General features: G+C 43.2%; 12 protein-coding genes. 2 read left to right on the forward strand and 10 right to left on the reverse strand.

What is annotated here, in order from left to right; all coding sequences use genetic code 11:
• Positions 1-3: 3 nt before the first annotated feature.
• Positions 4-1353 (forward strand): amino acid permease, encoded by a 1350-nt coding sequence (locus LCD32_RS04210; protein ID WP_041091232.1) that lies wholly within the window; start codon positions 4-6, stop codon positions 1351-1353.
• On the opposite strand, the gene LCD32_RS04215 is transcribed toward LCD32_RS04210, so the two are convergent.
• The 7 genes from LCD32_RS04215 to LCD32_RS04250 all read right to left on the reverse strand — a co-directional run bounded on the left by LCD32_RS04215 (position 1348) and on the right by LCD32_RS04250 (position 8327).
• The gene (locus LCD32_RS04215) at positions 1348-2106 is read right to left on the reverse strand and encodes a YqcI/YcgG family protein (RefSeq protein WP_024718983.1); all 759 of its coding nucleotides are present in this window, start codon (positions 2104-2106) and stop codon (positions 1348-1350) included. The genes LCD32_RS04210 and LCD32_RS04215 overlap by 6 nt on opposite strands.
• Before the next feature lie 505 nt (positions 2107-2611).
• On the reverse strand, positions 2612-2998 hold the full coding sequence (locus tag LCD32_RS04225) for a UPF0715 family protein (protein ID WP_224562867.1): 387 nt from the start codon (positions 2996-2998) through the stop codon (positions 2612-2614).
• Positions 2999-3117: 119 nt separating this feature from the next.
• A complete protein-coding gene (locus LCD32_RS04230) occupies positions 3118-3747 on the reverse strand; it encodes a LysE family translocator (RefSeq protein WP_060780735.1) in 630 nt (209 codons plus the stop codon).
• Between the two features lie 125 nt (positions 3748-3872).
• A complete protein-coding gene (locus LCD32_RS04235; protein WP_224562870.1) occupies positions 3873-5060 on the reverse strand; it encodes an MFS transporter in 1188 nt (395 codons plus the stop codon).
• 57 nt (positions 5061-5117) lie between these two features.
• Entirely contained in the window at positions 5118-6164 is a 1047-nt protein-coding gene (locus LCD32_RS04240) for a Gfo/Idh/MocA family protein (RefSeq protein ID WP_017358578.1), read from the reverse strand.
• Positions 6161-7027 (reverse strand): HAD-IIB family hydrolase, encoded by an 867-nt coding sequence (locus LCD32_RS04245; protein WP_017366565.1) that lies wholly within the window; start codon positions 7025-7027, stop codon positions 6161-6163. Before LCD32_RS04245 ends, LCD32_RS04240 begins: the two co-directional genes overlap by 4 nt.
• Entirely contained in the window at positions 7002-8327 is a 1326-nt protein-coding gene (locus LCD32_RS04250; protein ID WP_224562873.1) for a DegT/DnrJ/EryC1/StrS family aminotransferase, read from the reverse strand. Before LCD32_RS04250 ends, LCD32_RS04245 begins: the two co-directional genes overlap by 26 nt.
• 109 nt (positions 8328-8436) lie before the next feature.
• On the opposite strand from LCD32_RS04250, the gene LCD32_RS04255 reads away from it, so the two are divergent.
• Entirely contained in the window at positions 8437-9426 is a 990-nt protein-coding gene (locus tag LCD32_RS04255; protein ID WP_046342561.1) for a LacI family DNA-binding transcriptional regulator, read from the forward strand.
• A 51-nt stretch (positions 9427-9477) separates the two neighbouring features.
• On the opposite strand, the gene LCD32_RS04260 is transcribed toward LCD32_RS04255, so the two are convergent.
• The 3 genes from LCD32_RS04260 to LCD32_RS04270 form a co-directional block, all read right to left on the reverse strand.
• Positions 9478-11100: an L-lactate permease gene (locus tag LCD32_RS04260; protein ID WP_046342560.1), complete on the reverse strand. Its 1623-nt coding sequence runs from the start codon at positions 11098-11100 to the stop codon at positions 9478-9480.
• A gap of 43 nt (positions 11101-11143) precedes the next feature.
• A complete protein-coding gene (locus tag LCD32_RS04265; RefSeq protein ID WP_007498309.1) occupies positions 11144-12091 on the reverse strand; it encodes an L-lactate dehydrogenase in 948 nt (315 codons plus the stop codon).
• A 217-nt stretch (positions 12092-12308) separates the two neighbouring features.
• On the reverse strand, positions 12309-13739 hold the full coding sequence (locus LCD32_RS04270; protein ID WP_017366562.1) for a YfcC family protein: 1431 nt from the start codon (positions 13737-13739) through the stop codon (positions 12309-12311).
• Between the last annotated feature and the right edge of the window lie 73 nt (positions 13740-13812).

Below are 13812 nucleotides of genomic sequence, written 5' to 3' on the forward strand. Positions count from 1 at the left end.
CTAATACTATTGAATCAGAAAGGTGTTGCACATTCATTGAAAGAAGAACAATCTTTATCTTGGTGGCAGCTTTCTCTTATCGGAGTCGGCTGTACAATCGGCACTGGTTTCTTCCTTGGTTCCAGCATCGCCATTACAAAGTCCGGTTATTCCGTCTGCATTTCATTTTTGCTTGCGGCAGTCGGCACATATCTCGTCTTTAAACACCTGGCTGCGATGACAGCCGAAAACCCAGATAAAGGATCATTTTGTTCCTATGCCCGAAAAGCCTATGGGCGCTGGGCGGGATTTAGTAATGGCTGGGTGTATTGGTTTTCAGAAATGCTCATCACAGGGAGTCAGCTGACGGCGATTTCTCTTTTTACTCGTCACTGGTTTCCATCCATTCCACTTTGGGTATTTTCAGCGATTTATTCCGCTCTTGCCCTGCTTGTGATTATCATTGGGCTTTCTTCTTTTCAAAAGACGGAAAATGTCCTTGCCGTGCTGAAGACCGGGGCGATCCTATTGTTTGTCGTCCTTGCCGTTCTTGTTTTATGCGGCATTCTCACAGAGCATAGGCCCACCCTCCACCTGCCAAATAAAGACCATGAATGGATGCCGCTCGGCCCACTCGGTCTATGGAATGGACTGATTTATGCGTTTTATGCTTTCGGGGGGATTGAAGTCATGGGGCTGATGGCGGTTCATTTAAAAGACCCGAAGGACGCCGCAAAATCTGGACGTGTGATGCTGATCATTCTTGCTGTCATTTATATCGTCTCCATCGGACTTGCGCTTTTGCTGGTGCCAGTGACAGCCTTTAACGAGAATAGCAGTCCATTTATTACATCACTGGAGCCATTTCATTTATCCATTTTTCTTCATATCTTTAATGGCATTTTCATTATTGCCGGGTTTTCCACATTGGTTGCCTCCCTCTATGCGGTCACGACGCTGCTTGGCACGATGTCGGAGCATCAGGATGCACCTGCTTGTTTTAAACAAAAAGAACCATCTCATGTCAGATGGTCTTCAATTCTTTTAACTGCTGCAGGGTTGATTGTCTCGATTTTGCTGGCACTCTTTTTGTCCAAACACATTTACGAGCATCTCACAACGGCAGCCGGTTTAACTCTTTTGTACACATGGGTGTTTATTCTGCTTTCAAGCAAAAAACTGTCAAAGCCATCCACTCGCCAAACGTGCGAAATGGTTCTTGCCCTGATCTTAATTGGTGCAGCTGTTTCAGGTACTCTGACAGAGGCAAGCGGACGACCTGGCTTTTTTATTAGCCTTGGAATCATTGCTGTAATTGGCATCATGGTACTCTTTATGAGAAAAAAGTGGAAACAGGATCAGGCCGCATCATAATTTCATCATGTTTTTTAAAGCAGTAAATGGACATTTGGCGGAGGCTGGTTTCTCCGCCTCATCATCTGAGAGAAAATATTGTTTCCATTCTAAATTTTTCTGATCCCCATACCATTTTAATGCTGGATGTACATCAACTTGATCATACGCCTTCAGCCTCTTCCGAACGAGTTTACTCATTTTTTGACCAAATGTGGTGGAACCGTTCATCTTTTCAAACACCCACCTTGGTTGAAAGGCCCACATCACATAAGGAAAATGACGGCTTTTTCTTAGCTTATGCGCTGGTGTCGCGCATAAAATAAAATAAGGCTCTCCATGAAAACAAAATTCCCATTCATGATTTTCAGGATCTGATGGAATTTCCTCTGGCCATTTCATTTCATCCTTTTGATGTAATTGCTGAACAACCGACCAAAACTGCTCCTCATACTCTTCGAGCGAATACTCCTTCATATCCTGCGGTGTTTCAAAAAAGCAAATGAACGAAGCATATTGACCGGTTTCCCTAGAGCAGCTTTGGTATTCCCTTAAAAGCTCTGCTAATTCATTCACGGCCTCTTCTCCCCGCGGATCACCGACAAACCCATAACGCAAATGATCGAGAAAAAATCCTTGTCTGCCTGGTACACACGGAAATGTATCTGCCTCATCCCCTACCATCTCTCCAAACTGTGTGAAGGCATCCTGCTTCCATTCTTCGAGTGATCGTAGATTTTGATCAAGGCAACTTTTTGCATACAGCTGGGCCATTTTCTTCCACCTCGTTTTAGCGTCTTCTCCATAGCCTATGAGGAGGAAAAAGCTGTGGTGACTGTCCTTCAACGACTTTCACTGGACATTCACAAGGTGGTTGATTTGACGGATGAAGCAGGAATTCACTTCCATTTATCTAATCATGTATGAGTATGCTTCTGCATATCATCATTTAGCCGCCTCTATCTAATAGAGTCGGCCATCATAAAAGAAATGGGTGAATGACATGCGTCTTCTTTTTCTCCATCCGATGTATCTGATCTTATTTACACTACCAGTGATGGCTTTCCTTTGGGGATTTGTTGGTTATCTGCTATTTAAACGGATATGGCCTGTCCTCATATTAACGTCCGTGATCTCGATGATTTTCATCTTCGTTTATACTGGATTTGACCTTAGCAATCTATACTGGGTCCTTCTGATGACGGCTCTTGCTTTTGTATCAAGCGGATTCTCGAAGGTCATACACGTTCATGTTCAAGAGAAAAGACGGGAAAAGCCTTTATGATTGATTCTTCTTCTTTAAAAAGACTGAATCAAGCAGCCAATAAATAAAGGTCGCGCAAAAGCTAAATAGATAAACTTTGTAGCTAATAAAGACGACAACACCATAATCAATCCATAAAGCAAGCGCCGAACAAACCACCCACGCCCCGATAAAATAAACCAATAAATCACGGCGTCGAAACTTCTCAGGATGACGGTGTAAAACCATTTGGATAGGTGCAGCAAATAGGACATAAGCGATCAAAATGAAAAGACTGGTGACCTCCACATAACTGAATCCGGATTCAGGTGAGGCAAACAACATGATATAAACAAATGTCGATGTGATCACAGACAACATCAGCATACACACATAGTTGAATGCTGGCAGGAACATACTCATGGCAAAAACTCCTTCAATTTTATGTATCTTCCATCATTATTGAAGAGTGTCCTATTATTGTCAAATATGAAAAAGGGCTAAAATGATTTAGATTTTAGCCCTTTTTCTGATCAACCATTCTATCCAATGAGCGCCATGATCCCTTGATATCCAAAGTAAGCACCGAAGCCGAGTAAAGAGAGACCTGCCAGAACGGATAAGCCGTGCAAAATCCGTTCATTTAAATATCGTCTAAACGTACTGGCGAGCAGCGCCATACAGAAATCCCATAAGAGCATGCCGATGAAAATAGCCATGCTGTACATCAGCATTTGAGATGCCCCGTACTTTTCAATCGTATTGGCTAAAATACTGCCATAGATCCCAAGCCAAAATAATATACTAAGCGGATTGGAAAGGGAAATGAAAAATCCCGTCATGAACGAATGCCCGATCGACGTGTTTCCTCCGTCCTTCTTTGGGCTTTCCTGCAAATTGATTTTACGAAGGCTTTCAATACCGGTATAGGTCAGAACGAAAAAGCCGAATAGCCACAAAAAGGTTTTCACAAGTGGTGCAGTCAAAAGCTGGGCGACACCAAAATAGATGAGGATCATATAGACAATATCCGCAGCCATAGCCCCCACACCAAAAATCCAAGCGTGCCAAAATCCACTTTTAATCCCTCTGTCGATTTGGGCTGCATTGACTGGCCCAACAGGCGCTGAAAGTGACAACCCTAAAAAGATATAACCAAAAAACACCGCCACATAGACGTCCTCCTTTTGATGCTGACTTGTACATGTTATTCACGCTTTCGTTGTTTTAGTACAAGTCCTTCGTCACCTTTTCTGAAGATAAGCTATACAAAAGGAGGAGCCACCAGATCAGCTGCTTATCGATCTGCTTTCATCGCCGGCGGCTGTGTGGGTATGGTTTCTTTTTTCCGAGATCGATTCATTTGAATGGCAGCCGCAAAAAGGAGAACAGCTAAAAAGGCGAAAACAAAGACGGCGCTTGCCGCACCTGCCCACTCAAGGCTAAACCCAATCAAAAAGGACAAACAGGCTCCACCTAAACTAGCGGCGGCAATAAAATAACTCGTGGCCTCGTCGATGGCATTTTCAATCATTAATGCAGATGCCGTTAGGGCAATAGGGAACATGCCAGCTGCGCACAGACCGATGAAAAAGATCAGAATTAGCTGCGCGGCGATGTGGGTGGCTAGAGCAAATATGGCGAGCAGCACAATCATCAGCGCTGCGCTTAACTTTAAAAAACGCAGCGGATGCAGCTGATCGGCTTTTCTCGCAATGACAGTTCTGCCAATGACGATCGCTGTCCAAAAAGTAGAGACCGCAAAAAGACCCCAGTTGTCTCCCCCTTTTTCCAGCATGATCGACGGTAAAAAGTTCGCAAAGTTCGTTTCAATTCCTGCGTAGAAAAACGCAAAACAGATCATAATCACCACAATCATTCGATTCCCTCGATCAAACAGCAAAGATGGTTTCTTCATGTCTTGAGAAGGAGCTGCCATCTGTCCACGAGGGAGTTTATTCATAAAAGTAAGCCACAGCATAAGGAAAAAAGTCAGTGCACCGACTTGAAATAAAAATACATAATGCCACGTTTCCTCTGTCACAGTCAGCAGAATCAATAGTGGAAATAATAATGCACCTAATCCAAAAAAGACCTCCATGATGCTGATTCGCTTTGCACTGTTTGCCATTGAAATGACATACGCCCCGGCCGTTGTCTCAAGACTGCCAGCACCGCTCCCAAGGAAAAAACCTGCCACCACAAGAATCGTCCAACCTGGTACCAAAAGGCCAAGAAGAAGCGCTCCGATCATCAGCAGCAATCCCATCGTCAGAACAGCGCCGTAGCCTTTTTTCCTCACAAGAATGGGCGACAAAAGAACGCCTGTCAAAAAACCAATAAACTGAAAGAAGATTAAAGAAGATAATTCCCCAGGACCCTTATCATAACTAGACAGCAAATAAGGCGTTAAACTGCCAAAAAACACATGAATGGTCCCAATAAAAAAATAAAAGATACAACCAAAATAAAACACCTTTTTCATCTTTTCACTTCCTCTAAAAAGGAGCGGAGTCATGATATCCTCCGCTCCACCTCTTCATTAATATGCGCGGGCAGAGACAACAGCCTCTTCCCTCTCGAAGCACGTATTCAGCGCAGCCTGCGCGCGATAACCATCTGCAAAATCAGCTACCTTCATATGAGATGGATATGAGTTTGTATTTACCCAATGCATCAGCTGATCACGGAATGTATCAGACCATCCATAAAATTCATTCGGCGGATCTGTCAGCAATGTTTGCGGCATTTGATGACGCTCTACACACAAGCCATCACTGATCTCATATTCGTTTTTCATGTTTGTATGGTATTTAAAAACCTTGTCATGCCCCACCACTTCTACACTAAATCCACATTCCTCGGGCTGCGTACTTTTGGACGTCACCAAATGAAAGAACACTTGATTCTCCATTTGCCCAAAAATTTCGGTATGGTCATCAACCTGTACCTTTTTCTCTTCTTTTTCCTTTACATGTGTCAGCATCTTCGTATTAAGGGATTCTTTTTTCATTTCACTGCCAAATAAGTACCACAGCATATCAATCAAATGAATCCCTAAATCTCCTAAAGCCCCGCTTGTACGCAGACTTTCGCCGCTGTCTCTCCACGAAAATGTCTTTCTTCTAAGGGCACTATTTTTCTTAAAATGTGTCCGTACTGTCAAAACGCGTCCTAATTCACCATTGGCGATCAAGTTCTTCAAAATATTCACAAAAGATAAATAGCGATAGTTAAAGCCCATACTGGCTTGAACCTGGAACTGTTTGGCTGTCTCCACCATTTCCTTCGCTTCTTTTAACGATACAGCCATCGGTTTTTCACATAAAATCGGCTGTCCTGCTCTAAGCGCCTGAAGGGCATGGTCCTTGTGACAGAAGTTAGGGGAAGCAATGATCAATCCATCTGATGCATCCGCTAGTGTTTCGATACTGGCATACACCCGTCCGCCGTACTGTTTAATAAATCCTTGTGCGACGGATTCGTGCAAGTCATAGACCCCAGATAATTCTGCACCTTTGATCGTTGATAATGCTCTAGCATGTGCTTTTGCAATATTCCCTGCTCCAACAATTCCAATTTTCTTCATGAATGTGCCTCCTCATGTTTATACATCACTGTTTTCAATGTTTCATAGATTCCTTTTGCATACCCATGATGACAAATTTGATGATGGTGCCGTTTGGCTTCGGCTGTTGCATTTTGGACAAGAAAGCCGTGCGTGACGGATTGAAGCATCCGCAGGTCATTCCCACTATCACCAAAAGCAAAGCCCTTATCTTTTGACAGGTTATATTGATTCAGCATAAACCGAACGATTTCATCCTTTCCTGTTCCAACTGGTAAAAAATCAACGTCATAGCAATCCGCAGGGTCACCCGCAAGTGGGTTGCATTTATTGATGTTCACCGCCACACCCCGCTCCTTCGCAAGTGTTTGGATGAATGATAGATGATGAAGGTCTGTCCGTTCATCCTGCTCCTGATAATAGAAATTCTTTTTATACCCAGAGCTGCCTAGCTGCGTTTGCGGCCTAAGAGTGATCCCCTTTTCACGTACGCTTTGCAGAATATCTTCGATTTTTTCGTCTGAAAAGCCCTGTGCATCAAGCCGTTTCATCCATTCTGCATCTGGCTGTCCAAATTTCCCATCTGATGTATACACGATTTCAGTTCCTAAATTCGACGCAATGAAATGCGGGAATTGATAGAAACCACCCTTCTCCATTTTGCTCGTAACAGAATCGAGGCTGCTTCCCGTCACCCAGCCCAGCATGAGCTGTCCGGCTTCGCTCTTTTCTGCCACAAAAGCTTCCAGCCGTTTTACATCCTCTCTCTGCTCCTCGGTCATTCCGTGAGAATAATAGGTCTCATCGAAATCACAGAAGACGATCCACTGCGGATGTTGCGGTTGATGCACAAGCTTTTTATTGAATGGAAGATTTGATAACATGATGGACCCCCTCGATGACTTTCTCCTGATCTTGCAGCGGCATTCCTGGGTAAAGCGGCAAGTGGAGTAATTGCTGTACGGCTTTTTCCGTATGTGGTAGTTCCGTTTGTCTATACTTTTGAGAAACAAGATTCGTTTGATGCTGATGCGATAAAATTGGGTAATAGACGTCTGTTTCTATGCCCATTTCCAGTAATTTCTCTGCAAGCTCATCTCGGCTTCCCTTCACCACTCTGATCGGGAATAGATGCCATACGTGATCCTCTGTCAGCTTCGGAAGCTTTATGTAGCCTTCGCCTTCCAGCGTTTGCAGCTGATCTATGTATCTCTTTGCCAAGTAAAAGCGTTTAAAGTTTTGTAAACCTAAATATTTCATTCGTTCTAGCCCGATTGCGGCCTGTAAGTTATCAATCTTAGAATTAAAGCCATAGTCACTGCGCTTCACGTTTTTCTTTCCTGGTTCAAAACCGTGATAGCTGATTTCCATGCATTTTTCGGCTAAGGCTTCATCATTTGTCGCGATGGCTCCTGCCTTTCCGCAAACTCCAAGGTTTTTGTAAGGATTAAAGCTGAGAACAAGTCCATCCCCAAATGCCCCAAGCCCGCTGCTGCCAATCGCCTGACAGCCATCCTCAATGATCGATAGACCATGCCGTTTCGCAATCGTCGAAATGGCCTTCATATCCGCTTGCTTTCCATACAAATGAACCGGGAGAATACATACTGTCTTATCTGTGATATGCTTTTCTATTTCATTCGCCGCTAGGCAGTAGGTGTCTGGATCAATATCGGCATAGACTGGAACCGCACCAATCGCAAGCACTGCATTTTCTGTTGCAGCAAAGCTGTTAGCAGGTAGGATGACCTCATCTCCAGGATGGACGCCTGCTGATATTAAACTGATCATCAAGGCATCTGTTCCACTTGATGTGGCAATGACATATTTTTTCCCTAAGTACGCTGCGAGCGTCTTTTCAAACTTTGGAATATAAGGGCCTGATGTAAAACGGCCTGAACTTAATACTTCTTTCAGCACCTGCATAATATCATCGATCTCATCCTCCGAAATCAGTTTATCGACCGGCAGGAACGGTATCTTTTTTTCCTTATTTTGTTTATAATGGAAGAGAATTTTTTCCAAACCCGTACGCGCAATATCTTGCTCAAGGAACGCAGCAAGCTTATCATTCGCTAGATTCTTTTCAACTGAATCAGCCTTTACTTGAACACCTTGATTGATCATATCCAGCAACGGTAGATAATCCTTGCTTTTACCTGATATCTTCGTCAATATTTGCATTCCATTCCCTCCAATTAATCAATTCCATTTGTTAATATTTAACTTGTTTCACATTGTAAATGATGTTATCGATTTCAGAACAATAACTTTGTGTAAAGGATTTGTTAATATGTGTACAATTTATGAAATTGCCAAACGCTGCGGGGTTTCAACGACCACTGTTTCTCGGGTGCTGAACAACCATCCATATGTATCAGAAGAAAAGCGCCAGCACATTTTACAGGTGATGAAGGAAATGGAGTATACACCAAGCTCAGCAGCCCGCACCCTTCGGTCACATCAGACAAAAACCATTGCTGTGTCTGTTCCAGCTGTGGACCATCCTTTTTTTGCACAATTGATTAAAGGCATTTCAAAGGAAGCACTGGATCAAGGGTATAAAGCCATCGTGCTCCAAACGTTTTATCAAGAATCAGTAGAACTTGAAGGGCTTCAATTATTAAAAAGAAAAGAAGTAGATGGTGTCATATTGGGGGCGTTAGAAAATAAGTGGGAAACAATCGAGCCATTTTTATCAAACGGCCCGATCGTCATGGCAAATGAGTATCATCAAACAGCAGACATTCCGATTATCGGATATGATGAGCGGGAAGCTGCTTATAAAGCGGTTGACTACTTGATTCAATCAGGGCGTACATCCATTGGATTTTGCTTTGATACAGAAAGCAGTGAAGCGCAAAAACAAAGAAAGCAAGGCTATCTTGATGCGCTTTCTGATCACGGTTTGCCGCTTAAAGAAGATTGGCTGTTCGGCGAGGCTTTTACCATTGAGGACGGCTTTCGTTTAATGGACTTAATCCACAGGATGCCGGATGCGCCGGATGCGATTTTCACCGGCAATGATCAAGTGGCAGCAGGCCTCATTAAACAAGCCATTTCATATGGATATGACATTCCTAAAGATTTAGCGGTGATCGGTTATGACAATCAAGACATTTGCGAGGTGACAGCTCCAACGATCACGACCATCGACATCCCTATCGTCGAGCTTGGCCAGCAGTCTGTCAAACAAATGATTCAGCTGTTGCAAGATCAAAAACCATTACAACGTGAACATATTCAGCTACCTACTCGGCTTGTCACACGAGAATCTACATAAAAAAAGACTGAGAAATCTCTCAGTCTTCCATTTTTCAATCAATCGATCAACCTATATAAATTGAGCAAGAATAAATGTCCATATACATACGATGCCGAGCAAAATGAAGCTGTACTTCACTGTTTTTTGGAAGAGCTCAGATTCTTTACCTGTTTCTCCAACAGCTGCTGTTGCAATGGCAATGGATTGTGGAGAAATTAATTTCGCCATCACACCACCGGTCGTATTTGCCCCGATTAACAAACCTGCCTGAGAGCCGATTTGAGAAGCGGTGACTGCTTGAAGGTTGCCGAATAAGGCATTGTTACTCACAACAGACCCCGTAATAAACACGCCGATCCAGCCAAGCACTGGGCTGACAAGCGGGAATAAATCGCCTGTTTTAGCAAGCGCTAGTCCGATAGCAGAACTTAGACCTGCAAAGTTCGCCAAGTTGGCAAAGCCCATGACAAAACAAATCGTAAGAACAGGGACCCAAAGCTCTTTGACCGCTGCATTTAAGCAGGCAGCCCCTTCTTTTAATGTAATATGTCTGCTGAACAATCCTGTCAGCATCACCGCAATTAGAATGGCGGTACCTGTTGCACTAATAACATCAATTTTAAAGATCGCATCAATCGGTGTTTCTGTTTGGGCAATTGGTGGTAATTTCACAATTTGCTGATGCAGAAACGGCATTTTCACTAAAATGGTTGTCCAGTTAAGCGGTCCTCCTACAGCAAATAATGCTTTAAAAGCTGGTAGGCTCCATACAGTAATGACGGCAGTTAAAATATAAAACGGAGACCATGCTTTCAGCACCTCAACTCCGCTAAACGTTTGTTTTTGTTCAATGGCCGGTGCGCCTTCTTCACGGTAAATGTGTTTTGGCTGCCATTTTCGAAGAAATAGTGCCAGAATTCCCATACTCGCTAAAGCTGAAATAATATTGGCAAGCTCAGGACCCATCGTGACCATTGTAACAGCCTGCAGAATCGCATAGCTTCCACTCACAACAAGCAAGGCTGGTAGTGTTTCTTTGATTCCCTTAAAGCCGTCTACAATGAGAATCAGCAGAAATGGGATACAGAAAGAAATAAACGGAATGGTGTACACAAGGGTTTGAGACAGCTCAAGCGGCGTCATATTCCCCATTTGTGCTCCAGTAATAACTGGGATACCTACTGCACCAAAAGCGCCAGACGCAGCATTTGCAATCAAGCAGAGCATGGCGGCTTTTAGTGGTTTAAACCCAAGCTCTGTTAAAAGAGCGGCACTAATCGCAATCGGTACACCGAATCCAGCGGCTCCCTCTAAAAATGCGTTAAAACTAAAACCAATTAATAAGAGCTGTAACCGTTGATCTTGAGAAATTCCTGCAATACTAGAACGAATGACATCAAACTTTCCAGACTTCACAGCAATTTTATAGAGCCACACGGCCATGATGACGATATATCCAATCGGCCACAGCCCATTAGATACACCGAGCACCACAGCAGATAATGCTTTTTCAATTGGCATATGAAAGAAGAAAACAGCTGTTACAAAACTGACGATCAAGGTAAAACAAGCGGCTAATACCCCTTTTAACTTAAATACAGTCAATGCAAGTAGGAAAAACAAGATTGGAAGCATGGCCACCAATGCACTGACGAACTCATTACCAAACGGATCATATATTTGCTGCCACATAGTGATTCATCCTTTTCTGCTCAGATAGGTTGCCTTTGATTGATTAAAAATGAGGAGCTAAAATTTCTTTTAACACATTCACACTATGTGCGAATTTTTCTTTTTCTGTGTCGTTCAGTGCGAGCTCCATCACTTCTGTTGCACCATTTCGGTTCACGAGGGCAGGTACACCAATGTAGACATCTTCTGCTCCGTATTCCCCATCTAAATAAGTGCTGACAGTCAAAATACTGTTTTCATTGTGTAAAATGGCTCTAGTAATACGGGCTAAACTCATCGCTACGCCGTAATAAGTCGCTCCTTTTTTCTCAATGATTTGGTAAGCAGCATGACGGACATTCTCCATGATGTCGTCTAAATCTTCTTGTTTGTATTGGTCATTTCTCTTCATTAATTCTGTGATCGGTACACTTCCGATATTCGCATGGCTCCAAACAGCAAGCTCTGTATCTCCATGCTCTCCAATGATGTACGCATGCACATTGTGCGCCGCTGCTTCAAAGTACTCACTAAGCATGTATCTGAATCTTGCCGTATCAAGCGTTGTTCCACTGCCAATCACTCGTTCTTTTGGTAGTCCGCTGAATTTCCAAGTCGCATAAGTCAAAATATCAACTGGGTTCGTAGCAACTAAGAAAATACCATCGAATCCGCTTTTCATCACATTGTCTACAATGCCTTTAAATATATTTAAATTTTTCTCAACAAGATCAAGTCTCGTTTCACCTGGCTTTTGGTTTGCACCAGCGCAGATACATACAATATCAGCATCCTGACAATCCTCATAATCTCCATACCAAGTATTCACAGGATGCGGGGCGAATGCTTTCCCGTGGTTTAAATCCATGACGTCACCCATTGCTTTATCTTGATTCAAATCGATGACTACCAATTCATCTGTGATTGCTTGATTTATTAATGTAAAGGCATAACTGCTGCCGACAAAACCTGCTCCAATAAGTGCTACTTTGTTTACTTTTTCGTTTGTCATTTATCTCATCCTCCTGAGTAAAACTAGGTTGTTTTTCTTATGTGAAGTATTTCACATTCTTATTGTGCAACACTTCACAAACTTTTGCAAGGGGATTGCTCAAAAAAATAATGTAGCCATTTTGTGAACACTCATATTGTGGTTTTAAACCGCTGTCCCCATACATGTTCTCATAAGAAAAAAGCCGCCAAACACTCTTTGGCAGCTTCTCTCTTATTTAATAAGGTCCCCAATTGATCATGACACCGATACAAATAAAGACAAGGCCGATGACGAACCAAATGAGCGCAAGCGGCACCATAAAACGCAGCCATTTCACGTAAGGAATCCCACTTGCAGCCAAGACAGCCATCAACACACCTGAAGTCGGATTCACGCAGTTGACCACCCCTTCACCGAGCATCACTGCTTCTACCGCTACTTGTCTCGTGATACCCATTAAATCAGCAAGCGGCGCAAGAATCGGTATAAAAACAACAGCTTCTCCTGATCCTGATGAAATCAAAAAGTGAAGGAGCGCACTGGCGATATACATGCCGATCGCACCAGCGATTGGACTAAACCCTGTCAGCATACTCGCAAGCCCATTCACCACAGTATCAAGCAGCTTGCCGTTTTCCAAAATGACTGAAATGCAGCGTGCCATGCCAACAATGAGTGCGCCGTATACAAGGCTTTGACAGCCGACAATAAACGTTTTTGCAATATCATTGGCAGCTAATCCCCCAAGCAGTCCAGCAGCAATTGCCATGAAAATGAACACACCAGCCATTTCCTTATCGGTCCAGCCAAGCTGAAGCGCACCATATAAGAACCCCCCAAGCGACAAACCGCACACCGCTAAAATCAGCTTATGTCTACCGGTGAATTCAGGCTTGTCCACAGATTCCGCATCAGCTCCTCCTAGCCCTTTAGCTGGAAACCACTCGTCACCAAGCAGGCTTCCCTTTTCTTTATTTTTCAAGCGTTTTGTATATAAATAGATGTACACAATACTAGATAGGAGAAAACAAAGATAAATGATGACACGCAGACCAATACCAGAAAAAATCGGCAGTTCTGCAATCGTTTGTGATAAACCTAATGGAGATGGAGACAAAATGGTTGCGTTAAAACCTGCATAACAGCCGATGTAAATAACCGCCGCTCCCGCCACTGCATCCCACTTTAAAGAACGTGCCACAATGATTCCAATAGGAATAAAGCCAATGACCGAGTTCACCACAATTCCGGTCGTCCCAAGTACAGAAAACAATCCGCCAACAATACAAATAAACAATAGCTGTTTCGTTTGGAACCGGCTGATGACATTGTGAATCATCCCGTTAATGGCACCTGTCTTTTCCAGAATCGCAATGGTTCCGCCAGTAAAAAGAATCAGAAAAATAATAGAGGATGAACCAACCATCCCTTCTTGAATCGCTGTAAAAAAACCAACCGGACTAACTGGTGATTGATCTATACGGTGATAACTGCCAGGAACCGCTGTTGTGATTTCTCCTGACGTTTTCCGATCAAATTCACCGGCTGGTACAAAATACGTTGCGATCGTACAAATTAAAGCAATCATAAATAAGAGTACATACGCATCCGGCATCTGAAGTTTTCTTTTTTGTTTCTCAGGTGCTGATACTGTTGTTGTTTTCATCTGTCAAAACCCCTTTGTCCCGATCGGAATTTCACTTAATTTTCTGAATAATCAAATGATGTGTTATATTATA

The sequence above is a fragment of the Bacillus sp. RSS_NA_20 genome (genome assembly GCF_020165915.1).
GTDB lineage: Bacteria > Bacillota > Bacilli > Bacillales > Bacillaceae > Bacillus > Bacillus altitudinis.